The organism is Streptomyces sp. NPDC024698, from assembly GCF_055559015.1.
Map to the genome: position 1 here is coordinate 186,101 of NZ_JBVHLK010000010.1, position 24,919 is coordinate 211,019.

Below are 24,919 nucleotides of genomic sequence, written 5' to 3' on the forward strand. Positions count from 1 at the left end.
GGCGGCGATCTCAGGGCTGTTGGGGGTCATGTCCACCTTCCCGCACTCGGGAGGATCGTCAATTACAAGTTGACGATCCCCTATCGTCAACTTAAGATTGACGCATGAGTCCTCTCGACATCAGCCTTGCCGACCTGATCGCCCGTCTCGACGAGGAGCTTCCCGAAGCCGACGAACTGGCCCGCATCAGCGAGGCGCGTCTTCGCGCCCAGACCCTGTCCGACCTCGGCGACCAACTCATCGACCACTACGTCAGCAAGGCCAAGCGCACCGGCGCGTCCTGGACCCAGATCGGCGACGCCATCGGCGTGTCCAAGCAGGCGGCCCAACAGCGCCACGCGCCCGCCGCGTTCGAGCGCTTCACCCATCTCAACCGGCACAGCATCGTGCTGGCGCAGGAAGCAGCGCGGACGCACAAGCACGACTTCATCGGCACCGGACACCTCCTGCTCGGCCTGCTCGGCGAACCGCGGAGCCAGGCCCACGGAGTGCTGATGGCGAAAGCGGAGTCGGAGCGGAGCGTCCGGGAGGCGATCGAGGCGGCGATGCCACCGGCCGGCGCGAAAGCGTTGCGGGGCCACATCGCCTTCCGCCCGGAGAGCAAGGAGGCCATCGAGCAGGCCCGCCACGCGTCGGTCGACCTCGGCCACGACCGGGTCGGCACGGAGCACATGCTGCTGGGCCTCATCCACGCCGAGGAGAGCACGGCCGGGCAGGTGCTGCGCTCCCTCGGCTTCACGCCGGACGAGCTGCGCGAGACCGTCAAGGCCGTGGCCGCCGAACGGCTCGCCGCGCGCGAGGAGCAGTGACGACCGTCCGGCGGGGCAGAGGGGCGGGGCAGCGGCCGGGCGCGCGTCCCGCCGACAACGGTCCACGTCCTCCGCACCCCTGACGAGCCGTCGGCCTCGGCCACTCGGCTGCGGTCGGCTCGCACGGCCGGCGGGGCCTTGGTCTCGTGATCGCGGAAGCGCACCGGGCGCTCGGCCGCGAAAGGACCAGGCATGCGCAGATCGGGAACGAGGACCCGCCGCAGAGGCGCGGCGGCCGTCACCGCGCTGGTGACCCTCTCGACGGCATTGGCCGGCCAGCAGCTCGCCGTGGCCCAGGGAGCGCCGACGCCTTCGGCACCCGCTGTGAAGCTGAACTGGAGGCCCTGTGCCCCGAACCCGGACTACGACTGCGCGACCGCCAAGGTGCCGCTGGACTACGCGAAGCCCCGCGGGCGCACCATCGAGCTGGCGGTCGTGAAGCGGAAGGCCACCGGACCCGGCCGGCGTCTTGGCACGCTGTTCTTCAATCCCGGCGGCCCCGGCGGGCCGGGAACGATCCAGTTCCCGCAGAACTACGCGTTCTTCCCCCAGCAGGTGCGGCAGCGGTTCGACATCGTCAGCTGGGATCCCCGGGGGATCGGCAACAGCACGGCCGTGAACTGCTTCAAGACCCCGGAGCAGGCGGCGCGCTGGAACGCGAGCCATCCGGCCGGCTTCCCGGTCGGCGGGGCGGAGCGGCGGGAGTGGATCGCCTCCTACCGGGAGCTGGGGCGCCTGTGCGACAGGCGGGACCCGGAGCTCCTGCGCCATGTCGGGACGGTGGACACCGCCCGCGACCTCGACCAGCTCCGCCGCGCGGTCGGCGACCGCAAGCTCACCTACATGGGCATCTCCTACGGCACGATCCTCGGCGCCACCTACGCCAACCTCTTCCCCTCCAAGGTCCGCGCCATGACCCTGGACAGCAACATCGCACCCGACGCCTGGACGAACCACGGCTCCGACGACGCCCGTCTCCCGACCTTCCTGCGCATGGGCTCGGACCGCAGCGCGGCGGCGACCCTGGACCGGTTCCTCTCGCTGTGCGGATCGGCCTCCACCGCCCGCTGCGCCTTCTCCGCCGGCACCCCGGCGGCCACCCGGAACAAGTTCGACCGGCTGACGGACCGGCTCCGGGCGCGCCCGGAGGGCACCTGGACGTACGCCAGGACGGTGGCCGACACGATCAGCTCGCTCTACATCGTCCACCCGGGCTGGGGGGCACTCGCCACCCGGCTCCAGCAGCTGTGGAACGGTCAGGTTCCCGCGGCGGTCCCCGCGCCGCCGGCCCCGCCGACACCGTACCCGGTTCCGTACCTCGGCGAGGAGCAGGCGGCCGCCGTGTTCTGCGGGGACAGCCCCAATCCGCGTGATCCCCGGCTCTACCACCGCTACGAGGAGGCGAGCGCGGCCCGCACCGGTGACGCGGGACGCTACTGGACCTGGGCCGCCGAACCCTGCGCCACCTGGCCGGCCGTCGCCGCGACACGCTACGTCGGCCCCTGGGACAAGCCGACCGCCCCGATCCTGGTCGTCGGCACGGTGTACGACCCCTCGACCCCGTACTCCAACGCGCGGGCCATGAGCGAGCAACTGGCCGACGCGCGTCTGCTGACCAACACCGGGTACGGGCACACCGCCCTGCTGAACCCCAGCCGCTGCATCAACGCGCACGAGAGCCGCTACTTCATCGACGGCAGGCTTCCGCGCCCCGGAACGAAGTGCGCTCAGGACGCTCCGCCGTTCTGAACACCGCCGGCGCCGACCGATGAGCGGCCCTCTGCCCGGAAGCCGGCGCCCGCTCCCTCATTCCGTCGATGACGTCCGCCACACCTTTTGGTGCTTCCGGTCCGGTCCAGAGCATGTGAAGCTGCTGGATCGTATGGACCATGAAACCGGTCGGGGCAGGAGTCGCACCGCGCCGGAGCCAGAGAGGACGGCTTCATGTCGACCGCGAAACGCCGTTACAGCCTGACGTGGACGGACCCGGACGGCGCGCCCCAGGCTTCCGCCGGCCGCTACGACAAGCGTTCCGCCACGCGGCGCCGTCGTGCGCTGGAGGCGGTCGGCTGCACCCGTGTCGAGGTCGTCGTGGTCGAGCCCGGACAGATCCCCGAACCGGCGCTGTGACCCGCGCGGGTCCGGCGCACGGGGGCGTGGGCCGACCGGACGGAGGCGCGGATCGGTTCTAGGCGCGGTCCTCGGAGCCGAGGTAGTGCACCGTCGTCCGTTCCGCGTGCGGGGCGAGCAGGTCCCGCAGTTCGCCGGCCGCGGTCCGGAGCAGCTGCGCGTCACGGGTGGCGTGGACGGTTTCCAGGATGAAGGCGACGCGGGTGGAGTCCTGGGTGACGCGGGTGCGATGGGCGTCGCGGTGGTTCCAGTGCCGGGTGAGGACGTCCGTGGTGTCCGCGTAGACGACCTCCCCGGGACGGGGGTTCTCGACGGTGCCGGGCTCCCCGAGCGGGGTGAAGGTCTCCTGTCCGTCGGCATGACGGATCTCGACATCACCGGTGACGTGGTCGAGGTCGAAGGCGCCCACGGGCAGACCGTGGCGGACCGAGACCACGTTGTACGAGTCCACGGCCGCGTTGATCCGGGGCAGGGCGCCCTTCTTGGTGAGCCGACGGCCCAGGGCGTCGACGCTGGGCCGGACGCGGCGCGGGTTGGTGCCGAAGGCGCGGTACGCGGTGTGCCATGCCTCGATACGCGGATCGGCCTCGTCGGCGGGCCGCCAGGCCGCGTCGGCGAGCCGGCGTTCCAGGTCGTCCAGCGCGGCCGAGGTGGCCGGCCAGGGTTCGGCGCCGCGCAGACCGGTGGCGGTGACGATCGCGATGAGGGCGTCGGGGAACGCCGAGGCGACGGCCGGGGCGATACGGAAGGTGGTCATCCGGGGTCCGTTCCGGGGGAGGGGCGGGCGGGGCAGGGGGACAGGCGGGGGAAAGCCCGGGTCAGGGGTTCCAGGGGCCTACTCGGTCCAGGCGCCCGATCAGCTGCCCGCGGTGGATCCGCTCGGCGTACATCCCCTGCCGTCACGCCCTTGTGGGCGGGGGAGAAGGGCGGCGAGGCACGGCTCACGCTGACCACGACCGGGCCGGCTCCGGTCGAGGTCTGGCGCCGGAGGCTGGAACCGGGCGAGGAGTAGCCCGGTCATCCGCATCAGGCAGGTGTCGTGGAGACCGTCAGCGTCACCGCCGGACGGATGGTGCTCGTCGTGGACGGCGCCGAGCACGCGGTGGCAGCCGGGCAGACTGCCGCGTTCGACGGCGACGCCCCCACACCTACCGCGGCTCGGGCACCGGAACCTGCCGCCTCGTCACGACCGTCCACATCCCGCCCGGCCCCGGCTCCACGGCCTGAACGGCGTACCGTGGCCGTGGCCGTGGCCGTGGCCGTGGCCGCCGGCGTCAGGCCGAAGGCGTCCCGGCGATGTTGACCATCCACTGGACACCGAACCGGTCCGTGCACATGCCGAACGTGTCGCCCCACATCTGCTTCTCCAGCGGGACCGACACCTCGCCGCCGGCGGACAGCTTGGCCCAGTAGCCGCTCAGCTCGCCGGCGTCCTCGCCGCTCAGGCTCACCGCGAAGTCGTTGCCGGGCCGGCGTTCCATCCCCGGCGGGACGTCGGCGGCCATGAGGGCGAAGCCGTTGGGCGCTTCCAGCGCTCCGTGCATGACCTTGTCCGCGAATCCGGGAGGTGCCTCGGAACCGAAGGCGCCGAACTCGTGGATCGCCAGTTCACCGCCGAAGACCTCCTGATAGAAGGTCAAGGCCTGCCTGGCGTCACCGGAGAAGCTGATGTAGGGGTTGAGACGAGAGCCCACGGAAGATCCTTTCGTGACGAAATGACAGAAATGAACCCTAGCCCTGGTGTGACCGCCGGTCGGGCATCCGAGCCGGACGGCGCGTGCCGGTCCAGGCGCACCGGCCGACCACGGGGGAGACGGGGCCGAGCGGAACCGGCGCGCCACGACATGCCTCCGGCACTGCAACCATTTGAACTCCGTACATGTCTCCCCCAGTGAAATAGTCTGTCCCCTTCACCAGGAGCCTCTGGGGGCGTCATGCACCATCACTCATCCCGCGCAGCCCTAGTCGCCGGCGTCGTTCTCACCGCCGTCGGCGCCACGATCCCCGCCTCCGCGGTCACCCAGTCGAAGGCGACCGCGTCGCCCACGACACCCGCGCGCGTCGTCAACGCCCGGTGGGGCGGGCACTGCACCTACGACCGGCTCGTCATCGACGTCCAGGGCAGCGCCCCGTCCGTCGGGGTGACCCGGGTCAGCAGCCTTCACTACGACCCCTCCGGGAAGAAGGTCCCGCTCGCGGGCAAGTACTTCCTGGCCATCAGGCTGTCCCCCGCGGTCGCTCACGACAGCGCGGGCAAGTCGGTCTACCACGGTCCCCGCCTGGTGAAGATCAACCTGACCAAGCTGAAGGGTCTGGCCCTGACCGGCGACTTCGAGGGCGTCGTCTCCTTCGGAACCGCCTTCCAGACCAAGCCCACGTACAAGGTCTCCAAGCTGCACAGCCCCGAGCGCGTGGTCGTGGACTTCAGCCACGCCGACAAGTGCGGTTGATCCCACGCCCGTAGCACGGCAGCGCACACATGGCCGAGGCGCCCGGCGACTCCGGACAGGCCGTCACCGACCTGCACGGACACCTGGACGCCTCGGCCACGCGCGTTTCCGTCCCTAAGGGCTGTCCCGTGATCCCCGGCGGGCGCACGACGACAGCTACGGCTCCCCCAAGCTCTTCGAGCAGGGGGGTGCCCCCAAGCCGCGTTGTCGGATCGCCCGAATACGCCCGGTATGAGGACGACCCTCCGCCTTGCGATGCACCGCATCTGACGCCGCGCGCTGATCCACCGGGCATGACGGGACAGCCCTTTAGGGCGCGATCTCGAACCGCGGCGGCTGAAGGCCCGCGAGGCAGGACTTGTCCGGTGCCGTCGGCGAGTCGAAGAACGAGGTCGTGATCGACTGCGCGCAGGGTGATTCGGCGAAGGCGACGTGGGCGACGTACGGGACGGTCACCGTGGTGGCGCGGCTCAGGGTGCGGGCCGCGTAGGGGCCGTTGCTCGGCGCCGTCTGCGCGTCGAACCCGGCCGACATGACGAGCGTCGGGATGTCGCTGCGCGTCACGTCACGTACCGAGCGCGGCGAGGCGGGGATGTCCCAGGCCCGGCAGTCGGCGTGGAGGAAGGGCAGTTGCGGGGCGTTGGCCAGAACCGAGCGGGGGAACGAGGGGAACACGCGGCGGCCTCCCCGGATCACGTCGGCCTCGCTCTCGAACGGTGTCCACTCACCGCAGAAGACCCCGAACGCGAGACCGTGGGCGATCCGCCCGACGGCCTGCGGGCTCAGTTTCCCTCCCGCCCACTGCTCGGCGACACGCTGCGGGTTGCCGTGGGCCAGTTCGTCGATGGACCGGGGCACTCCCGCCGCCACGTGGGTCGCGGAGGTCAGCCAGGTCACCAGGACCCCGCCGTCGATCGTGACCTTCACCGGCCCGGTGTGACCGGGAACGGTGACCATGGTGCTGACCGGGTGGGCTTCCAGCTTGCGTACGAGGCCCTCGAACGTCCTCGACAGGTGCGGGTAGCGCCGGTTGCAGGCGGCCTGCCGGGCGCACGCCGTGAACAGGCCGTCGAAGCCTTCGCGCGCCGCCTTCCAGGTCACGGCGCCTCCGGCGATCGACGGCGGCAGGACACCGTCGATGCCCACGGACCGGACCCCCTGCGGGTGGGTGCGCATGTAGGCGAGGGCCAGGTCGGTGCCGTACGAGATGCCGAAGACGTTCCACCGCCTGATGCCCAGCGCGACGCGCAGGTCGGCGTAGTCGGCGGCGCTCTCGATGCTGTTGTAGGCGGCGAGATCGGTGGTGCGCCTGGTCAGGCTGTCGCGGCAGGCCCGGGTCGCCCGGACGTGCAGGCGCCCGGTGGAGGGCGCGTTGTAGACGAGCCCGAGGGCGCGGGCGTTGAACTCGTCGATGTTCGGGCAGGTGAGCACCGGGTCGGCCGAGTAGGTGCCGCGCTGGGACATGAAGATGACGTCCCGGTCGCGGTTCAGACCGCCGTCGATCGCCAGCTGGGCCTCGGAGGCGGCGTCGTCGCCCGGACCGCCGGCGAACCACACGATCGGGTCGGGCGCGTGTGCGCGCGTGGCGGCGGACACGATGGCGACGGAGAGGGTGATCTTTCGCCCTTGGGGCCGGGAGCGGTTCTCGGGCACGGTGAGCGAGCCGCAGCGGGCCCCCTCAAGCGCGGGGACCGGGTCGGCGGTCCGAGGGCAGGGGCCCGGTACGAACCGGGAGTGACCGGCTGTCCCGGCCGCGGTGCCCGGTGGCACGGTGCTGTCCGGCACGGCCCCCGCCGGGGTCGTGGTGAGACCGGCGAACAGCAGACCGGCCGTGGCTCCGGCCAGGGCGGCGGGCAGCCGTCGCACGGAGCGGCGGGGACGTGGTGGGCGGACGGACGTCATGAGGTCTCCAGAACGGGGGTGATCGTGAACGGTTTCGGCGTCAGTCCCGCCACACAGCGCGTGTCGGGCGCGTGCGGACGGGCGAGGAAGGAGGCCAGGACGTCCTGGGCACAGGGGGACTGGGGCACCACCCAGTGACCGATCCCGGGGATCAGCACGGTGGTCGAGCGGAACAGCGTGCGTGCCGCGTACGCGCCCCAGCGCGCCCCTGTCTTGGCGTCGAAGGTCCCCGAGACCACGAGCGCCGGCACGTTGCTGACGGTCGTCACGCGCTGGACCGGGGTACGGTCCGGGACGTTCCAGACACGGCAGACGTCGTGTTCGAAGGGAAGCTGCGGTGCCTGGGCCAGGACGGAGTCCGGCCAGCCGGGGAAGGCGCGCCGTCCGGCCGTCAGAAGGTCGGAGCGCGAGTAGCCCGGGACCCATTCGGCGCAGGCCACCGACTGGGTGAGACCGTGGGCGAACTCGCCGACGACGGGCGTGGCCCCGGCGGCGCGGGCGCGCGCGAAGCGCTCCGGATCGCCGTGGGCGAGTTCGTCGAGCGCGGCGGGGACATCGACGGCCGGGACGGCGTTGGCGACGAGCAGATTGACGAGCGCGCCTCCGTCCAGGACGACCTTGACCGGCGCTCCTCCGGACGGCGGCTGCGCCATCACCGTCAGGGGACGCGCCTCCAGCCGCCGCACTTGCCGGGTCAGGGTGCGCGACAGGTCGGGATAGCGGTTCTTGCACCGCGGTTGGGCCGCGCAGGCCGCGAAAATGGTGTTGATCCCCTCCTGCGCGCTGTCCCAGGTCCACGGCAGGCTGACGATCTGGGGAGGTACGACGGAGTCGATGGCGACCGAGCGAACGCCCTGCGGGTGCCGGCGCAGATAGGTGAGGGCCAGGTCGGTGCCGTACGAGTACCCGTAGACGTTCCACCGGCGGATGCCCAGCGCGCCGCGCAGATCGGCGAAGTCCGCCGCGTTCTCGGTGGTGTTGTAGGCGCTCAGGTCGACGCCGGCGGCCGTGAGGCGGTTCCGGCACTGGTCGGCGGCGCGCACCAGGCGGCGTCCGGTCGACGGCGCGTCGTAGCGCAGGCCGACGGCCTCCGCGTAGAAGCGGTCGATCTCCGGGCAGGCGAGGTTCGGCCGGGCGTGGAGCGTTCCGCGCTGGGCCATGACGATCAGATCGCGGTCCTTGTTCACCCCGGCGCCGATCAGGAACGGCATGTCGTCGATGGCGTCGCCGCCGGGACCGCCGGTCATGAACACCACGGGGTCCTTGGCGGGCTTCGCCGAGACGGCGGGGACGATCACGACGGTCAGCCGGATCGTCCGCCCGCCGGGGTGGGCGCGGTTCTCGGGAACCTCCAGGAACCCGCACCGACCGGGGACCGGCTCGGGCGTCGTCGGGCAGGGACCCGGTACGAAGTGCGCGGGTGTCCCTGGACGGGGCCCGCCGCCCGGGGTCGTCGCGGCGTGGCCCGGTGCCGGGGCCAGGGCTCCGAGGAAGGCCACACCCGCCGCGACGACGGCCGCCCGGGTGCGTGCGGTGCGGGCGAGCCGCGATGGGGAGCGGTACGGAGTCCGCTCCGGGGCGGATCCATGACGGCCCGCGCTCCTGCTGGTCCTGCTGTCGTCGTCCCCGTGAACGGACGGCGGACAGCTCCTTCTGATGCCGTGTTCCCTCATGCGATCCCGTCTCTCCGGCATCCCCGGCACCGCCGTGCTGCGGGCGGGCGCCACGTGGGCCAGCCTGGGCGCGCGGACGGAGGTCCACCACTCGTGACCTCCACTCGGAGCAGTCCTCGGCCGCGGGGACGGGGTGCTGTCCCCCGGCCTTCCCGCGGCCCGGTTCGCCGCGACGGAGAGGGGGCCGGCGTGGAGACTGGGACCGGGGTCGCGAGGGATGCGGTGACCGCACGGACCCGGTGCGTTCGGTCCCCCTGGGCCCGTCGGATCGTTCCCGTGGAGGAGTGGGCCATGAAGGAATACCTGGTCGAGCTGACCACCGCGGTGCCCGACGGCACCGATCCGGCGGAGGTCGAGCGACGTCGCGCCGCCGAAGCCGTACGGGCCGGGGAACTGGCCGCGCAGGGGCGGTTGTTCCGGTTGTGGCGCCCGGCGGGCGAGCTTCGCAGCATCGGGGTGTGGCGTGCCGAGGACGAGCCGGAGCTGCGCGAGAAGGTTCTCGGGAGCCTGCCTCTGTGGCCGTGGATGACGGCGGTGATCACCCCGCTGGAGTCGCACCCCAACGATCCGGGCCGGACGGTCTGAGTCCCCACCCCGCAGAGGCAACCGCCTTTCAACCGGCCCCAGTTGACGCAGGGCCTCCTTGCGGGGCGCAGCACGCCCGCTTGCAAGTGGAACCAGTTCTGCTTACCGTGTCAAGCGGAACCAGTTCCGGATATGTGGTCGGCGCTGCGCTGCGCCGCGGGCCGGACAGGCGGAACGGCACGGAGGGCGAGAGAGATGACGCGAACGGCAGGACCGCTCCAGGGCGCGGTGGCCCTCGTCACCGGCGCGAGCAGCGGCATCGGCGCCGCGACGGCGCGAGCCCTCGCCGCGGAGGGAGCGGCCGTGGCCCTTCTCGGGCGACGGCGCGAGCGTCTGGAGCAACTCGCGGGCGAGCTGCGGGCGAAGGCCGGGACCGCGTGCGTGGTGGCGGCCGACATCACCGACCAGGGACAGGCGGCCGGCGCCGTCGAGGACGTCGTCTCCGAGCTGGGCCGCCTGGACACCGTGGTCAACAACGCCGGGACGATGGGGGTCGGCCCGGTGGCGGACTCCCCGCTCGACGAGTGGGAACGGATGATCGAGATCAACGTACGGGGTCTGCTGTACGTGACCCACGCGGCGGTGCCGCATCTGCTGCGGGCCGCGGAGACCTCGCCCCGCGGGGTGGCGGACCTGGTCAACATCAGTTCCACGGCGGGCCGGGTGGCACGGCCGGGCACGGCCGTCTACAACCTCACCAAGTTCGGCGTCATCGGCTTCACCGAGGCGCTGCGGCAGGAGCTCATGCGGGAACGGGTGCGGGTGAGCGTGGTGGAGCCGGGCACGGTGGACACCGAACTGAGTTCGCACCTTCGCGACGGTGCCCGTGAAGCCGTCGAGCGGCAGGTGGAGGGGCTGGAGTTGCTGCGCCCTCAGGACATCGCCGACGCCGTCTCGTACATCGTCACGCGTGACCGCCGGGTCGCCGTCAACGAGATCCTCGTACGCGCCGCCGACCAGACCTGGTGACGGTCTTCGAGAGTCTCCGCCCGGCGGGCCCTTCGGGAGCGGGAGGCCTGGCGGAGGCGGTGCGGGGGTGCCGGGGATCAGGTCGGGTGAAAGGCCGAGGGTGGTTGGGTGAGGGGCCGAGGGTGGTCGCCCGCGATTCCGCTCGTGCCTCCGCCGACCGGACAGAACCGGACCGAACTGGACCGGACCGAACTGGAGCGAACCGGACCGGGTCAGTCCTTCACGATGCCGTGCAGGAGTAGGTCGATGAGGCGCGTCGCCAACTCGCGCTGTCCCTCGGCGCCCGCCATCAGGCTGATCCCGCCGAGAGCCATGAGTACGTCCTGCGCCTCGATCCCCGGGCGGGCCACCGACGGGCCCACGACCGGCGTGAGCAGGCGCGCGATCGCGTCGGCGAGCATCGCCCGCGTCTCCAGCCTCTCGCCGTCCTCGGCCAGCACCGCGCGCAGCGCGTCGGCCATGCCCTCCTTGGCGGCCATGAAGTCGATGAATCGCTCCATCCACGCCCGCAGCGCGTCCAGGGGAGGCCGCGTCGCCGCGAGACGCGGTGCCGCCTCGCACAGCCGTTGCACCTCATGTCGGTAGATCGCCGCGACCAGCAGTTCCTTGGAGGGGAACCGCCGGTAGAGCGTGCCGACGCCCACACCGGCGGATCGGGCGATGTCCTTGACCGAGGCCCCCGCGCCGTCGCGTTCGAACGCGGCCGCCGCCGCCTCCAGGAGTCGGTCCTCGTTGCGCCGCGCGTCGGCCCGCAAGGGTCTGCGGGATCGCGTCGCGCCGCCCTCGTCGCCGGTCAACCGGACCTCCTGGACATGGCCGTAAACGGAACTGGTTCCGTCTGAGAGGTTACGGCAGCACCCCGCCCCCACGCCACCGGCTACCCCTGCGTCGCCACCGCGCGGCCGGGAGCGCTTCCGGTGTCTGCCGGGATGCCCGGTCGTCGTTCACGCCCGCGGCGACGGCCTCGGGCCGCTACTTGAGGAGTTCCAGCAGGCGATCCGCGACGATCGCCGCGGAGTGGGGGTTCTGCCCGGTCACGAGGTTGCGGTCCTCGACCATGTACGGCTCCCACACGGGGCCGCGGCTGAAGTCGACGCCGACCTGCTCCTTCAGCTCGTCCTCCAGCAGCCACGGGGCCTTGGGGGCCAGACCGACGGCCGTCTCCTCGTCGTTGGTGAAGCCCGTGGCGCGATAGCCCGCGAACGGGGACCTGCCCTGGATCCGGGTGGACAGCAGGGCTGCGGGGGCGTGACACACGATGGCCAGTGGCCTGCCCGAGGCGAGCTGGGCCGTCAGCAGCCGGCCGGCGTCGGCGTCGTACGCCAGGTCCGACATCGGGCCGTGACCGCCGGGGAGGTAGACGGCGTCGTAGTCCTCCAGGCGGACGTCCGACAGCTTCAGCGGCCGGCGCAGCGCTTCCGCGGAACGGATGATCTCCTCCAGCTCCAGCGCCGTCTCCTCGCCGCCGACCATGGAGGCGCGCAGGCTCATCATGTCGACGGTCGGCGTCACGCCGCCCGGAGTCGCGACCACGACCTCGTGCCCGGACTCCGTGATGGACTTGAATGGCATGGCGAATTCCTCGGCCCAGTAGCCGGTCGGGTACCGGGTGCCGTCCTTGAGCACCCAGTACGTCGCACCCGTCATGATGAAGAGCACTTTCGCCATTGCTTTTCGCCTCCTTGGCCCCGGTCGGTTCGTCGCGGTGGCGTTCGCGGCGCTCGGGGCATGCGTATCCGGCCCGGCGCGTTCCAGCCTAGGGACGGGGCGGGATCGGCGCATGCGGGCGGACAGCGGTCACGCGGTGTACGAGGTCGCGTCGGCCGGTCCGTGCGGCGGATCGGAATCCGTAGGAGTACCGACGGCTTCGTCGGAGGGGGCGACTCGTTCCGGCGCCGGGCGGTCGCGGTCTCCGAGCGCCAGGCGATCCAAGACCCCGGGATGTCGATCCGCGCTCGCCGCACCCGGTGGCGCGGCGGGCAATGGGGGAGCAGGCGACCAACAGGGCTCCGATGAAGGCCCGTTGGAGGGCGCGGAGCGGGTCGGCGGGTTCAGAATCCGCTGATCCTGGCCACGAAGTAGCCGGCGACGATCACCGAGCCCACGACGATGAACGTGAGCCACAGATAGGGGTGTTCCCAGATGCCGCCGTCGGGCCGCTCCTGATGCGCTTCCGCGATGGAGCCCTCGACGGGCGGCGTCTCACCGGGGGGTACGAGTGGATGTGTCATGTCTCAACGGTCCGTCCGAACGGCGGGCGGCGCATCTTCGCACGAGCCCGCGCCGCTCGCTCGCGGACGGGGACGACGCCACCCGACGTCGTGCGGCACCGAATCCACGGCGCAGGGCCCTCGGCGGATGAGGCGCGAACCGGAGACCGGCCCTTTGCGTGAATCGTTGACATGACCCTGCCTTGTGGCTAGCTTCACGGGCAGTTCTCGTCCGTGCCCCCAGGTGCTCGCGGCCCAGGGGTCCCGCCCTCGCGTACGTATCGCCGGGCGCCCTGTCTCGACGACGCGACAACGTTGTCGATCCCCGACCGACTGATCAAGTGCCGTGTTCCACCAGGAAGACAACGTTGTCAGTCAGCTTCGACTCCCGCTCCCGAGTAGAGGAGAAACCCCCCGTGATGACACGACTGTCGAGACCACCGGGAAGGGCCGCGATCGGCTTGCTCGCGGCTGCGGCACTGGCTGCCGCCGGGCTGTGCGCACCCGCGTGGGCTGCCGGAAAGGCGGCGCTCGTCGCGTCGCCCGCCACCGTGGTCAACCCCTTCATCGGCACCTCGAACCAGGCCGACGACTTCCCCGGCGCCGACGTGCCGTTCGGCATGGTGCAGTGGAGCCCGGACACCCCCTCGCGCCCCGACGGCGGCGGTTACGAGTACAACGACTCGTCCATCACCGGCTTCAGCCTCACTCACATCGCCGGGCCCGGCTGCGGCGCGGCCGGCGACGTACCGGTGCTGCCCACGGTCGGCGCCGTGAACACCGGCGCGACGGACGCGTTCTCGCACGCCAACGAGTCGGCCACGGCGGGGTCGTACAAGGTCGCCCTCAACAACCAGGTGACCACCGAACTGACCACGACGACACGCAGCGGGATGGCGCGCTTCACCTTCCCGTCCAGTACCCAGTCCAACCTGATCTTCAAATTGACGGACAGTCAGAACAGCGCCTCCTCGACGCAGTTCACCAAGGTGTCGAGCACCGAGGTGAGCGGCCAGGTCACCAGCGGGCACTTCTGCGGCGCGGGGAACACGTACACGGTGTACTTCGACATGGTCTTCGACCAGCCGTTCGCCTCCCAGGGCACCTCGATCGCCAAGACGCCGGCCGCCAAGCCCGCACGGCCCGGCACGGCGTCCAAGAACGCGGCCGAGAAGCCCAACAAGCCGGTACTGCACGGCAAGATGCCCGCCGCCGCGACACCGAAGGCCGCCAAGGACAGCGCCTCGCCGAACGCCGCCGCCTCGAACGGCTACGTCACCTTCAACACCACCGGCAACCCGGTGGTGCAGGCCAAGGTCGGCATCTCCTACGTCTCGGTGGCGAACGCGACGGCCAACCGGGCCGCGGAGAACACCGGGTGGGACTTCAACGCGACCCGCAGCGCCGCGCAGAACGCCTGGAACAGCACGCTCGGCAAGATCCAGATCGCCGGCGGGACGACCGCGCAGCAGCAGATCTTCTACACCGCGCTCTACCACTCACTGCTGCACCCGAACGTGATCAGCGACACCAACGGCCAGTACTACGGCTTCGACGGCAAGACCCACACCGTGGACTCAGGGCATCAGGCGGTGTACGCCAACTACTCCGGGTGGGACATCTACCGTTCGCAGGCCCAGCTCGAAGCCCTGGTCGCTCCCCAGGTCGCCTCGGACACCGCGCAGTCGATGGTCGACGACTACGCGCAGACCGGGATCTTCCCCAAGTGGTCGGAGAACAACGGTGAGTCCTACGTCATGGTGGGCGACCCGGCGGACGCCATCCTCGCCGACTACTACGCCTTCGGCGCCAGGAACTTCGACACGGCGACCGCACTCGCCGACATGATCAAACAGGCGAGCACCGCCAACAACGACCGGCCGGGCCTCAACTACCTCAACTCTCCCGGCTACATGCCGCACGACGGCAGTTACGGCTGCTGCAACTTCTACGGCCCCGTGGCCACGACGCTGGAGTACAACACCGCCGACTTCGCGCTCTCCGCCCTGGCCGGGTCACTCGGCGACTCCGCCGACCAGAAGACGTACGCCAACCGCGCCCAGGGCTGGCGCAACGTTCTCAACCCGGCCTCCGGCTTCGTCGAGCCCCGCAACGCCGGCGGCTCCTGGACCGGCGGCTTCGATCCCACCAGCGGCACCGACATGGTCGAGGCCGACTCCTGGATCTACACCGGGATGGTTCCGTTCAACCTCGGCGGCCTGACGCGCGCCAAGGGCGGCAACACGGCGATGAGCCACTACCTGGACACCGTGCTGCGCAGCTACACGGGGGACAAGGGCTATGCGTGGGTCGGCAACGAACCCAGCATCGAACTGCCCTGGGAGTACGACTACATCGGGCAGCCCTACAAGACGCAGGGGACCGTGCGGGCGATCCAGGACCAGATCTGGTCGAACACGCCCGGTGGGCTGGCCGACGGCAACGACGACCTCGGCGCGATGAGCGCGTGGTACGTGTGGTCGGCACTCGGCATGTTCCCCGAGACCCCGGGCACCTCCGACCTGGCCCTGGGCTCACCCCTGTTCACCCAGGCCGTGGTCACGCTCCCGTCGGGCGCCACCCTGACGATCAACGGCGCCGGCGCCGCCGACAACGCCCCCTACGTCCAGTCCGCGACCTGGAACGGCAGCTCCTGGAACAACGCCTACGCCCCCGCCTCGGCCATCACCTCGGGCGGCACCCTCAACTACACGCTCGGCACCGGCGCCAACACGTCCTGGGCCACGGCCGCGTCCTCGGCCCCGCCCTCCTACGCCGGTGACACGACGGCCCCCGCCCTGGCCCGTACAGGTCCCGTCACCTCCGCGGTGGCGGCCAACCTGTGCGCCGACGTGGCGAGTTCCTCCACCACCGACGGCACCCACGTCCAGCTCTGGACCTGCAACAGCACGTACGCCCAGGACTGGACCGTCGCCGGTGACGGGACCGTCCGCAGCCTCGGCAAGTGCCTGGACGTGGACCACAGCGGGACCACCAACGGCACGCTCGTCCAGCTGTGGACGTGCAACGGCACCGGCGCCCAGCAATGGACCACGGGCGCCAACGGATCGCTGGTCAACCCTCAGTCGAAACTGTGCCTCGACGACCCCAACTCCACGACGACGACCGGCACCCAACTCCAGATCTACACCTGCAACGGCTCGGCGGCCCAGAACTGGAAGCTGCCGAGCTGATCCACCGGTACTCCCGGCGGCGCGGCGCGTGATGCCCGTGGGCCCCGGCTCCTCGGCCGGGGCCCACGGGCACGCACCAGGTAGGCCGCCGTGCGGCTGTGTCGACGGCTGCTACGCCAGGCCGTGGCTGGTGCGCCAGGCCGTGCCGTGTCCGGCGCGGGCTTCTGAAGTGTCGGAGGTCACGGTTTCGGTACCCGGCCCGCGGATCACTCGGATGACCTAGGGTTCCGAGCAGGCCGCCTGGCCTCCTGCCGAGAAGGATGTGCTCCGTGGCTGGTGACAGCGTTTCAGATCGTCTGGTCGACTTGCTGACGGTCCGAGGGGAAGACCTCGGTGTCGAGTGGTCGGACAAGGTCGCCGGATCCCTGGGCGGGCGGGTGAGCCGCGCCGAGGTGCAACGGGAGCTGAAGGAGATCTACACGGCGCTGGTGGCCGCCCTCACCGAAGGCAGTCTTGACGGGCGCGGGGAGTCGTTCGGCGAGGTCCGCGCGCTCCTGACCGAACTGTCGCGCAACCGCGCCCACCAGGGCTTCACTCCCACCGAGACCGCGGTGAGCGTCCTCGCTCTCAAGGAGGTCCTGGAGCCGGCCCTGTCCGGCGCCGACGGCGACCTCCAGGCGTACCTGAAGTTCTCCGCACTGCTGGACACCCTGGGCCTGTTCACGATCGAGATCTACACCCGTACCCGCGAGGAGCTGATATCGGCGCAGGCCGAGCAGCTGCTGGAGCTGTCCACACCGGTCGTGAAGCTGTGGGACGGGGTGATCGGTGTTCCGCTGGTCGGAACCCTGGACTCGGCGCGCACGATGGTCGTGATGGAGAAGATGCTCCAGGCCTTGATCGACACGGGGGCCGAGCAGGCCATCATCGACATCACCGGTGTGCCCGCGGTGGACACCGAGGTCGCCCAGCACCTGCTGAAGACCGTGGTGGCGGCCCGGCTGATGGGCGCCGAGTGCACGATCTCCGGAATCCGTCCGCAGATCGCGCAGACGATCGTGGCACTGGGGATCAACTTCGGTGACATCGTCACCAAGGCCACCTTGGCCGATGCCCTGCGGCACGCGCTGCGCCGCTCCGGTGTCACGTTCTCCCGCACGGCGCCCCAGGCCGGTGCTCGGTGACCGAGCGTGTTCCCATTCTCCAGATCGGGCAGGTGCTGCTGGTGTCGATCCAGACGGACCTGGACGACCAGTCGGTGATGCTCCTTCAGGACGACCTGGCGGCCAAGGTCGTCGAGACGGGCGCCCACGGAGTGGTCATCGACATCACCGCGGTGGACATAGTCGACTCCTTCGTGGGCCGGATGCTGGCCACCATCGCGTCCATCTCGCGTCTCCTGGACGCGCAGACCGTCGTGGTGGGTATGCGTCCCGCCGTCGCCATCACCCTGGTCGAGCTCGGGCTGTCCCTCGGCGGCGTACGGACCGCACTGTCCCTGGACAAGGGACTGCGGCTGCTGGAACAGGCCCGCGCCCAGTCCCTCGGGACGGCGGAACCCGACTCCGCGGCCGGTCACGGCGCCGACGGCGCCGTGCCGGATGTTGCGGCAGGCCTGTGAACGGCGCCTCCAGCGCCTCGGAGACGCTGGAGATCACGGCCAACGCCGGCGTGGTGCAGGCCCGCCAGCGGGTGCGGGCCCTGGCGCAGGAGTGCCGCTTCTCCCTGGTCGAGCAGACCAAGCTGATCACCGCCGCGAGTGAGCTGGCCCGCAACACCCTCATCCACGGCGGCGGCGGCACCATGACCGGAGGCCTGGTGGAGGAACGCGGCCGGCGCGGCGTGCGCCTGGTCTTCAGCGACCGGGGACCCGGCATCCCTGACGTGGATCTGGCCCTGACCGACGGCTGGACCTCGGGCGCCGGCATGGGCCTCGGTCTGTCCGGCTCCAAACGACTGGTCGACGACTTCGTCCTGGAGACCGCCCCCGGACAGGGGACCACGGTGACCGTCACCAAGTGGTCGCGATGACGGGCACGGACGCGGCGATGTTGATGGACTGCGAGGACGTGGCCTGGTTCCGCGATCAGCCGGAAGCCGCCCGTGGCGTCGCCGCCGCCCTGGGCCGGCGTATCGGCCTGGGGGAGCAGCGCAGTTCCCAGCTCGTGCTGGCAGTGGCCGAACTGGCAGGCAACATCGCCAAGCACGCCGTCGACGGCTCTTTGCTCCTGCGCGTGGTGCGCAACGAAGCCACCGCGGGGGTGGAAGTGCTGGCCGTGGACGGCGGCCCGGGAATCGCCGACGTCCCGGCGGCTCTCGCGGACGGCATGTCGACCGCCGGCACCCTCGGCATCGGCCTCGGCGCGGTCCGACGCCTGGCCGACTCCTTCCACATCCACTCCCAGCCCGGCCTGGGAACCGTACAACTCGCTCGTTTCTGGCCGCGTCCCGCACACCCCTCGGTAGCCGGAGAGCCCGCCGTGGGAGGCATCACCCGGCCGATCGGCGGCGAGCAGGTCTGCGGCGACGCGTGGGCCGCCCGCACGGACACCGGCGAGGAGCCACCCGTCTCGCACACCGAGAAGGCGGCTCGTCCCGATCCGTCCGGCCCCGCCGGCTGGTCCGCCCTGACCGGCGTCCGCCCGTCCTCACGCCTGCTGCACGCACCCTCTGATCGGGGCTCCCTCGCGCGCCCAGGCCGCTCGGGTCGTCCCACGGCGGTGCGCGCCGCCGTCGCCGGACCGGGCACCGGCGTGCTGATCATGTCCTGTGACGGGCTGGGCCATGGACCCATGGCCGCCGTGGCTGCCCAGGCGGCCATGCACGCCTTCAGGACGGGAACCGCCCGCACTCCGGAAGCGGCCATGGAGCAGGTGCACCGCGCTCTGCGCGGAACCCGCGGCGCGGCGGTGGCCATCGCCCGTCTGGAGCCGGACGGCCGACTGCTGTTCTGCGGCGTCGGGAACATCACCGCCGCCCTGGTCACCAGCACCAGCCGCAGCACGTTGCTGTCCCATCCGGGCATCGCCGGTCACCAGATACACCAACTGCGCACCTACGAGCACCACTTGCCCCGACACGGGATCCTGGTGATGCATTCCGACGGACTCAGCGAACGCTGGGCCCAGAGCGACCTGGCGGGCCTGCTGCACCACCCGCCCGCCCTGATCGCCGCCGCGCTGATGCGCCAGGCGGGAACCCGCCGGGACGACGCCAGCGCGGTGATCGCCAAGGCGGCACGGTGAACATACCCGCCCCGCGCACCCATCCGTACACCGCCGGCGCCAGCGCCCTGCTGGTGACACCGCTCAGCACCGAACACGACATCTTCACCCTGCGCCGCCACGCCAAGACCATCGCTTCGGCCGTCGGCCTGGACGACCGTGATCAGGTACGCCTGGCCACCGCGCTGAGTGAGCTGGGACGCGACCTGCTGCGCCCTTCCGCGATGACGGCCGTGTTCAGTCTCCAGCGCGAGCCGGCCACGCTCCGCACTCATCTGCAATGGCGCGACGACCGCGTCCCGGGCAGCGAGTCGCTGACCGCCGTCACCCGGCTGCTTCCGCAGACCCGCTACGAGCCGGCCCTCGACCACCAGGCCCTCTCGGACGGTGGCCGGATAGAGATCGTCTGCCCCATCCCCGAGCTCGCCGCCCGGGACCTGACGGTGGAACACGTCCTCGCCCTCCTGGAGTCGGACGGTCCCGCCAGCGCCATCGACGACCTTCAGGCACAGTCCCGCGACCTGATCAACGCACTCCAGGAAGCCCACGCCCAACGCGACGAACTGGAACGCCTCAACGAGGAACTGACCGATACCAACGCCGGGGTGATGGCCCTCTACGCGGAACTGACCGTCGAGCACAAGGACGTCGTGGAACGCTTCGGTGAGGAGCACGAACTCGCCCTGGCCCTCCAACGGACGTTCCTGCCCGCTCACCTGCCCCAGAGCCCCGGCGCGGAACTCGCGGTGCGCTACCTCCCCGCCGCCACCGCGGCCGAGATCGGTGGTGACTTCTACGAAGCCGTCACCACCCCGCAGGGGCTGCTCCTTGCCGTCGGGGACGTCGTGGGCCACTCCCTCCAGGCCGCCATGGTCATGGGCGAACTCCGCCACGCCCTGCGGGCCTACGCGGCGCAGAACCTTGCCCCGCACATCCTGCTCCAGCACCTGGACCACCTCCTCGGGCTGCACCAGCCGGGGTGGACGGCCACCGTGTGCATCGTCCTGGTCGACGCCGACCACGCGCGCCTGCACGTCGCCAACGCCGGCCACCTGCCACCGCTGCTCCTGGGGCCCGACGGGGTGCCCCGGTATCTGAGGGAACACGGCCCGCTCCTGGGGCTGGGCCTGCCGCAGCCCATGGCCGTCAGCCATCGCGTCGAACCGGGCAGCCGGCTCGTCATGATCACCGACGGGCTCATCGAGACCCGCGACACCGAACTCAACGAGCGCCTCGACACTCTGAGCGCCGTCGTGGCCGAAGGGCCCGGGGAACCGGAGGCCCTGTGCGCTCACCTGGTGGAGGCCTTCGGAGAGGACCCCGACGACGACATCATCGTCTTCGCCGCCCGCCTCCATCCGCCCCGGCCACCGGAGTCCGGACCCGACTGACCACCCGATGCCCGGTCGGCAGACCGGTCGTCCGCGGACAGCACGAGGGCGGGCGGCGAACAGATTTCTCCTCTGTTCGCCGCCCGCCCTCGTGCTGTGCCGTGAGCTCAGATCGTGCGCAGACCGGTGTAGTAGCCGCCGAGCCGCTCGTGATAGTCGGCGTCGCCGAGGTCCTTGTCCTGGACGAACTCGGGGGAGTTCTTGATCTGGTCCTTGGTGAGCGCGACGTAGACCTTCCGCTCGTCCTGGTCGACCGACTGCACGGTGCCGGCGGGAAGCAGGACATGCTTGCCGAAGATCCATACGCCGGTGTCGACGACGAGATAGGAGGAGTCGACCTCGTCCGAGTGCTTGTCGACCTTTCCGATACCACCGTCGGTGGCCTCGACCTTGAATCCGATCAGGTCGGTGCCCGCGATGTAGCCGGTGGTCGGCTGGTAGCCCCAGATGCCGTCACTCATAAAAGACTCCTTCATCGAAATGCGTCGCAGCCCGCGGTCCGACCGCGGCTGCTGTTGAGGCGTCATCGAATGCGATGGCGTTTCTTCGATAAGCCTGGTTCCCAGGCCTTGAGGCCTCACACATTCTGCTCACGTGGAAATCCGTCTACGGCCGGAAACATGTGACGGCGGGCCGTGCTTTTCAGCCGGAGATCCATGAGTGCCCAAAGGCTTTTCTGTATCGCCCGGTTTGAAAAGGGAAAAGGGGGAGACACGGGGTAAGGAAAAGGGGGAGGCCAGTCAGGAATTCGATTCCACCCGGCCGATCCGGACCGCCAGGGCGGTGAACCGCCTGCGGATCAGCGGGCGATCGAGATCGCGAAGGGTGCGAATCCGCTGGAACGGATCACGTGCGGTACGAACAGGATCGCGGCCTCCGTGGCGCGGGCGGTCCGTATCCCGCCGAGGTCGGTGATCCACTCCTTGTGCCAGCCGAGGTCGACGAGCAGGTCGCGGACGGTCTGCTTCGCCTCCGGGTCCTCGCCGGAGAGGAAGGCGTCGGGAGCCTGGGTGAGCAGGGCCGGCTCGGTCATCACCGGGAAGAGCATGGTGTTGAGCGTCTTGACGACGTGCGTCTCGGGGAGCGCGACCTGGAGGTGTTCGGCGAGGCTGGAGCCGGGGTAGATCAGGTCGGCGGGGAGCCCGTCCGGTCCGTCGACGGTGGCGTTGGACACGTCGACGAGGATCGTGCCGCGCAGCTCCTCGCGCAGGGCGACGAGCCGCTCCAGCGAACCGGCACCCGGAGTGGCGTTGATGACGATCCGGGCCGTCCGGGCGGCGGCGGCCGCGGCGCCCGGAGCGCGGTCCGCCACGGTCACCTCATGTCCTGCCCGGGTGAGCGCCGCGGCCAGGTTGCCGCCGACACGGCCGTTTCCGAGAACTGCGATCGTGGTCATGATGATCTGGTCCTTCCGTGTACGGGGTCGTGATGTGCGGTCAGCGGGAGAGCGTGGCGACGGCCTGCGCGTGGACGCCGGGCGTGGCGGCGAGGAAGCCCTCGCTCAGCGGAGTCCAGGGACGGCCCTCGGCGTCGGAGATCCGGCCGCCGGCCTCGGTGACGAGCAGCGCCCCGGGCAGCAGGTCCGCGCGGGCGCCGGCGAACTGCCAGAAGGCGTCGATCCGGCCCGCGGCCACGTTCAGCAGGTGCAGGGTCGCGGGCACGGCGGTGCGGACGACGAGCGCGTCGAAGAGCATCGCGGTGATCGAGGACCCGACGCGGCGCACCACCGACTCGTCCTCGTCCGGCCGGGCCTGGCTGGTGGCCACGATGCTCAGGCCGAGGTCCGCGGTCGGGGAGACGTGCAGCGGCCGGCCGTCGAGGTGGGCGCCCGCGCCGGTCAGCGCGGTGTAGGTCTCGCCGGTCATCGGCAGGTGGACCACGGTGAGCACCGGAGCGTTGTCACGCACGAGGGTGGCGGTCACCGCCCACTCCGGCAGGGCGTGCAGGTGGTTGACGTTGCCCTCGGCCGGATCCACGACCCACCATTCGCCGGGCGGCAGCTCTCCGCCGTCCAGTTCGTCCTCCACCCAGCCGGCGTCCGGACGCAGGTCGGTGAGCCGGGGGCGCAGGATGGCGAGGGCCGTGTCGTCGTTGGCGGCGAGCGCTCGCATCAGTTCGTCACGGGTCGCGTGGTGGACCACCTCGCCGAAGCGCTCTCGTAGTGCCGAGCCGGCCGCGCGCACCGCGATCGCGGTCCGGTCGAGCAGGTCGGCGTCCGAGGTGGTGACGTCAGTGGTCCGAGGCGTTGCGGACATGGCGGAACTCCCGTGTGAAGAGGGGCGATTGGGCCGGTCGGGCGAGGCGGTGTGTTCCCGTCCCGCGCTCTGATCTCGAAGGTATAGAGGCTCATCGTTAACTTCAAATGCATGTCAAGCACGGATAGGATTACTCGCATGCAACTGGATCTGAACCTGCTCACCGCGCTGGACGCGCTCCTGGAGGAGGGGAGCGTGGCCGGGGCGGCCGCCCGCCTGCACGTCACCGCCCCCGCGATGAGCCGGAGCCTGGGCCGCATCCGGCGCACGACCGGGGACCAGATCCTGGTGCGCACCGGCCGCACGATGACCCCGACCCCGTACGCGATCGCCGTCCGGGAAGAGGTGCACGAACTGCTGCACCAGGTCCACGGTGTGCTCGCACCGAGCCGCGAACTCGATCTGGCCACGCTGGAACGCACGTTCACGCTCCGCTGGCACGACTCCTTGGTCGCCTTGAGCGGCCCCGCACTCCTCGCGGCCGTCCGCGCCCAGGCGCCCGGTGTGCGCTTGCGCTTCCTCGCGGAATCCAGCGTCGACACACCCGAGTTGCGGCGCGGCGAGGTCGACCTGGAGGCGAACGCCAACCGCCCGAGCGAACCGGACATCCGGGTCGAGAACGTGGGCGAGACCCGCCTGGTCATCGTCGTGAGACAGGGGCACCCCCTCACCCGCGCCGGGACCGTCACCGCGAAGCGGTACGCCGCCGCCGAGCACGTCACCATCTCGCGACGCGGAAACCTCAGCGGTTCCCTGGACGACGCGCTAGCACGGCTCGGCCTCACCCGCCGCGTCGTGGCCACCGCGCCCACGGAGGCGGCCGCGCTGGAATTCGCGCGCGGCTCGGATCTCCTGATCAGCGTTCCCGAAGCCACCACGCGGTCAGCGGTCGCCGACCTCGGCCTGGTCGTCCTCCCCCTCCCGCTCGAACTGCCACCGGCATCGATATACCTGTCGTGGCATCAGCGCTACGACACCGACCACGCCCATGCCTGGCTGCGCGGGCTGGCCCGAACCGCGCTGGCCGCGAGCGGAGCGTCGGCGGAAGCCGAAAGCCACGGAGTGAGGCTGTGACGGAGCACGGCCGTGCCCGTGGTCGTGGCGCACTCGGCCAGGGGTGTTGAGTCGCTGGCCACACGGGTGCGGGGTGACCTGCCACGCATATGCCACTGCGCAACGTGACAGGCATGTGGGCAGGGCGTGATCTTGCGTCCCGAACCTGCATCGACTTGAAAGGAGTGGGCGTGAACGCTCGCTTCGGCATGAAGCGGAAGACGGCTCTCGGCGTCACCGCGCTCATCGCGATCGCGGCCTCGGCCCTGCCGGCGGTGGCCTCCGTGGCCCCTGACGCGGCCCGGGCCGGTCATGACTACTGGGGCGTGGTCTCCCGCAACGAGATCGGCTCCCCCGAGGTCGCGCTGCGGCGCGGACCGTTCGCCACGGTCGGCCTCGACAACACGATCTCGAAGCCGCCGTACGGCGACGGAAGTCTCGGCATCCAGGTGGCGGACGCCGCCACGAGTCTCAGCCCGGGGAGCGAGAAGGCGTTCTTCGGCGACGAGGTCGACTTCGTCGGCCAGAACTTCCTCGACGTGGACCAGATCGGCTTCCACGTCTTCCAGACCGCGTTCAACGTGGAGAACGGCGGCGTGCGGAACCTGCCGAACATCTCCATCGAGATCAACCCGCACCTCACCGGGCACCCGACCGACACCTTCGCCACGGTGGTGTGGAGCCCGGACGGCGTCGTACCCAACCGCTGGAGCCCCTACCTGGACGCCACCACCACCGGCACGTGGCGCATCACCGGCGACACGGGCGACATCACCGGCTGCAACCAGACCACGGAGTGCACGTTCGCGCAGCTGAAGGCCGCCCTCAATGACGGCGGCGACAAGCCCACCGTCGACACCGTCGGCGTCAGCAAGGGTCGCGACTATTTGTGGTCCGGCGCCGTCGACGGGCTGCGGCTGAACCGCACCATCTACGACTTCGAAGCAGGTGGAGTAACCACCCGCCGCGCCAGCCGCTGATCCGCTCGACTGGGGCCGGCCTCCTTGCCGGATGCCTGTGTCGTCGAGCCGCACACGTCGGCCGGTGACAACTCCGCCGCCGGGACCGGGAATTCGCGGCCCCGGCGGCCATGGCGACACGGCCGACTTCTGTCGTACCGTCGTCACTCGACTC

At 70.8% G+C, this 24,919-nt stretch carries 24 protein-coding genes and 1 pseudogene; 15 read left to right on the forward strand and 10 right to left on the reverse strand.

The window, feature by feature from the left end; translation table 11 throughout:
• Positions 1-104: 104 nt before the first annotated feature.
• The 3 genes from ACZ4AA_RS23450 (at position 105) to ACZ4AA_RS23460 (ending at position 2,939) form a co-directional block, all read left to right on the forward strand.
• Positions 105-809: a Clp protease N-terminal domain-containing protein gene (locus tag ACZ4AA_RS23450; RefSeq protein ID WP_467605807.1), complete on the forward strand. Its 705-nt coding sequence runs from the start codon at positions 105-107 to the stop codon at positions 807-809.
• A 192-nt stretch (positions 810-1,001) separates the two neighbouring features.
• Entirely contained in the window at positions 1,002-2,558 is a 1,557-nt protein-coding gene (locus ACZ4AA_RS23455) for an alpha/beta hydrolase (protein WP_467605811.1), read from the forward strand.
• A gap of 195 nt (positions 2,559-2,753) precedes the next feature.
• A complete protein-coding gene (locus tag ACZ4AA_RS23460; protein ID WP_467605814.1) occupies positions 2,754-2,939 on the forward strand; it encodes a hypothetical protein in 186 nt (61 codons plus the stop codon).
• Between the two features lie 58 nt (positions 2,940-2,997).
• On the opposite strand, the gene ACZ4AA_RS23465 is transcribed toward ACZ4AA_RS23460, so the two are convergent.
• The gene (locus ACZ4AA_RS23465; RefSeq protein ID WP_467605818.1) at positions 2,998-3,696 is read right to left on the reverse strand and encodes a B3/B4 domain-containing protein; all 699 of its coding nucleotides are present in this window, start codon (positions 3,694-3,696) and stop codon (positions 2,998-3,000) included.
• Between the two features lie 138 nt (positions 3,697-3,834).
• Between ACZ4AA_RS23465 and ACZ4AA_RS23470 the strand changes: the two are divergent.
• A pseudogene (locus ACZ4AA_RS23470) lies at positions 3,835-4,166 on the forward strand (cupin domain-containing protein); the annotation flags it as partial.
• Positions 4,167-4,213: 47 nt separating this feature from the next.
• On the opposite strand, the gene ACZ4AA_RS23475 reads toward ACZ4AA_RS23470, so the two are convergent.
• On the reverse strand, positions 4,214-4,633 hold the full coding sequence (locus tag ACZ4AA_RS23475; RefSeq protein ID WP_467605821.1) for a VOC family protein: 420 nt from the start codon (positions 4,631-4,633) through the stop codon (positions 4,214-4,216).
• A 240-nt stretch (positions 4,634-4,873) separates the two neighbouring features.
• Between ACZ4AA_RS23475 and ACZ4AA_RS23480 the strand changes: the two genes are divergently transcribed.
• Positions 4,874-5,389: an AMIN-like domain-containing (lipo)protein gene (locus ACZ4AA_RS23480; protein WP_467605825.1), complete on the forward strand. Its 516-nt coding sequence runs from the start codon at positions 4,874-4,876 to the stop codon at positions 5,387-5,389.
• A 309-nt stretch (positions 5,390-5,698) separates the two neighbouring features.
• On the opposite strand, the gene ACZ4AA_RS23485 is transcribed toward ACZ4AA_RS23480, so the two are convergent.
• A complete protein-coding gene (locus tag ACZ4AA_RS23485) occupies positions 5,699-7,291 on the reverse strand; it encodes an alpha/beta fold hydrolase (RefSeq protein WP_467605828.1) in 1,593 nt (530 codons plus the stop codon).
• Complete coding sequence (locus tag ACZ4AA_RS23490; RefSeq protein ID WP_467605830.1) at positions 7,288-8,964, reverse strand: alpha/beta fold hydrolase; 1,677 nt, start codon at positions 8,962-8,964, stop codon at positions 7,288-7,290. Before ACZ4AA_RS23490 ends, ACZ4AA_RS23485 begins: the two co-directional genes overlap by 4 nt.
• Positions 8,965-9,255: 291 nt before the next feature.
• Here ACZ4AA_RS23490 and ACZ4AA_RS23495 point away from each other — a divergent pair, with 291 nt between their 5' ends.
• Both ACZ4AA_RS23495 and ACZ4AA_RS23500 read left to right on the forward strand, forming a co-directional pair.
• Entirely contained in the window at positions 9,256-9,549 is a 294-nt protein-coding gene (locus tag ACZ4AA_RS23495) for a muconolactone Delta-isomerase family protein (RefSeq protein WP_467605834.1), read from the forward strand.
• A 195-nt stretch (positions 9,550-9,744) separates the two neighbouring features.
• A complete protein-coding gene (locus ACZ4AA_RS23500) occupies positions 9,745-10,518 on the forward strand; it encodes an SDR family NAD(P)-dependent oxidoreductase (RefSeq protein ID WP_467605837.1) in 774 nt (257 codons plus the stop codon).
• Between the two features lie 212 nt (positions 10,519-10,730).
• On the opposite strand, the gene ACZ4AA_RS23505 is transcribed toward ACZ4AA_RS23500, so the two are convergent.
• The 3 genes from ACZ4AA_RS23505 to ACZ4AA_RS23515 all read right to left on the reverse strand — a co-directional run bounded on the left by ACZ4AA_RS23505 (position 10,731) and on the right by ACZ4AA_RS23515 (position 12,749).
• Entirely contained in the window at positions 10,731-11,315 is a 585-nt protein-coding gene (locus ACZ4AA_RS23505; protein WP_467605841.1) for a TetR/AcrR family transcriptional regulator, read from the reverse strand.
• A gap of 175 nt (positions 11,316-11,490) precedes the next feature.
• Positions 11,491-12,186, reverse strand: coding sequence for a type 1 glutamine amidotransferase domain-containing protein (locus tag ACZ4AA_RS23510; protein WP_467605844.1), 696 nt, complete (start codon positions 12,184-12,186; stop codon positions 11,491-11,493).
• A 383-nt stretch (positions 12,187-12,569) separates the two neighbouring features.
• Positions 12,570-12,749 carry a DUF6480 family protein gene (locus tag ACZ4AA_RS23515; RefSeq protein WP_467605848.1) on the reverse strand — a complete coding sequence of 60 codons (180 nt, stop codon included), beginning with the start codon at positions 12,747-12,749 and terminating at the stop codon, positions 12,570-12,572.
• A gap of 398 nt (positions 12,750-13,147) precedes the next feature.
• Here ACZ4AA_RS23515 and ACZ4AA_RS23520 point away from each other — a divergent pair, with 398 nt between their 5' ends.
• The 6 genes from ACZ4AA_RS23520 to ACZ4AA_RS23545 all read left to right on the forward strand — a co-directional run bounded on the left by ACZ4AA_RS23520 (position 13,148) and on the right by ACZ4AA_RS23545 (position 20,477).
• Entirely contained in the window at positions 13,148-15,922 is a 2,775-nt protein-coding gene (locus ACZ4AA_RS23520) for a lectin (RefSeq protein WP_467605853.1), read from the forward strand.
• Between the two features lie 260 nt (positions 15,923-16,182).
• A complete protein-coding gene (locus ACZ4AA_RS23525) occupies positions 16,183-17,046 on the forward strand; it encodes an STAS domain-containing protein (RefSeq protein ID WP_467605858.1) in 864 nt (287 codons plus the stop codon).
• Positions 17,043-17,483 (forward strand): STAS domain-containing protein, encoded by a 441-nt coding sequence (locus ACZ4AA_RS23530; RefSeq protein ID WP_467605864.1) that lies wholly within the window; start codon positions 17,043-17,045, stop codon positions 17,481-17,483. Before ACZ4AA_RS23525 ends, ACZ4AA_RS23530 begins: the two co-directional genes overlap by 4 nt.
• The gene (locus tag ACZ4AA_RS23535) at positions 17,480-17,893 is read left to right on the forward strand and encodes an anti-sigma regulatory factor (RefSeq protein WP_467605866.1); all 414 of its coding nucleotides are present in this window, start codon (positions 17,480-17,482) and stop codon (positions 17,891-17,893) included. The genes ACZ4AA_RS23530 and ACZ4AA_RS23535 overlap by 4 nt, the downstream gene beginning before the upstream one ends.
• On the forward strand, positions 17,890-19,107 hold the full coding sequence (locus ACZ4AA_RS23540) for an ATP-binding SpoIIE family protein phosphatase (protein WP_467605958.1): 1,218 nt from the start codon (positions 17,890-17,892) through the stop codon (positions 19,105-19,107). The genes ACZ4AA_RS23535 and ACZ4AA_RS23540 overlap by 4 nt, the downstream gene beginning before the upstream one ends.
• On the forward strand, positions 19,104-20,477 hold the full coding sequence (locus tag ACZ4AA_RS23545; protein WP_467605869.1) for a PP2C family protein-serine/threonine phosphatase: 1,374 nt from the start codon (positions 19,104-19,106) through the stop codon (positions 20,475-20,477). Before ACZ4AA_RS23540 ends, ACZ4AA_RS23545 begins: the two co-directional genes overlap by 4 nt.
• A 107-nt stretch (positions 20,478-20,584) precedes the next feature.
• Here ACZ4AA_RS23545 and ACZ4AA_RS23550 read toward each other — a convergent pair whose 3' ends face one another.
• From ACZ4AA_RS23550 to ACZ4AA_RS23560, 3 genes are all read right to left on the reverse strand, one after another.
• Positions 20,585-20,938, reverse strand: coding sequence for a PRC-barrel domain-containing protein (locus tag ACZ4AA_RS23550; protein ID WP_467605873.1), 354 nt, complete (start codon positions 20,936-20,938; stop codon positions 20,585-20,587).
• A 338-nt stretch (positions 20,939-21,276) separates the two neighbouring features.
• Complete coding sequence (locus ACZ4AA_RS23555; RefSeq protein ID WP_467605875.1) at positions 21,277-21,873, reverse strand: NADPH-dependent F420 reductase; 597 nt, start codon at positions 21,871-21,873, stop codon at positions 21,277-21,279.
• A gap of 40 nt (positions 21,874-21,913) precedes the next feature.
• Positions 21,914-22,732 carry an inositol monophosphatase family protein gene (locus tag ACZ4AA_RS23560; RefSeq protein ID WP_467605877.1) on the reverse strand — a complete coding sequence of 273 codons (819 nt, stop codon included), beginning with the start codon at positions 22,730-22,732 and terminating at the stop codon, positions 21,914-21,916.
• 138 nt (positions 22,733-22,870) lie between these two features.
• On the opposite strand from ACZ4AA_RS23560, the gene ACZ4AA_RS23565 reads away from it, so the two are divergent.
• Together ACZ4AA_RS23565 and ACZ4AA_RS23570 are read left to right on the forward strand one after the other, a co-directional pair.
• On the forward strand, positions 22,871-23,806 hold the full coding sequence (locus ACZ4AA_RS23565) for a LysR family transcriptional regulator (RefSeq protein WP_467605880.1): 936 nt from the start codon (positions 22,871-22,873) through the stop codon (positions 23,804-23,806).
• A 170-nt stretch (positions 23,807-23,976) separates the two neighbouring features.
• Positions 23,977-24,765: a hypothetical protein gene (locus ACZ4AA_RS23570; RefSeq protein WP_467605884.1), complete on the forward strand. Its 789-nt coding sequence runs from the start codon at positions 23,977-23,979 to the stop codon at positions 24,763-24,765.
• The last annotated feature ends 154 nt before the right edge of the window (positions 24,766-24,919 follow it).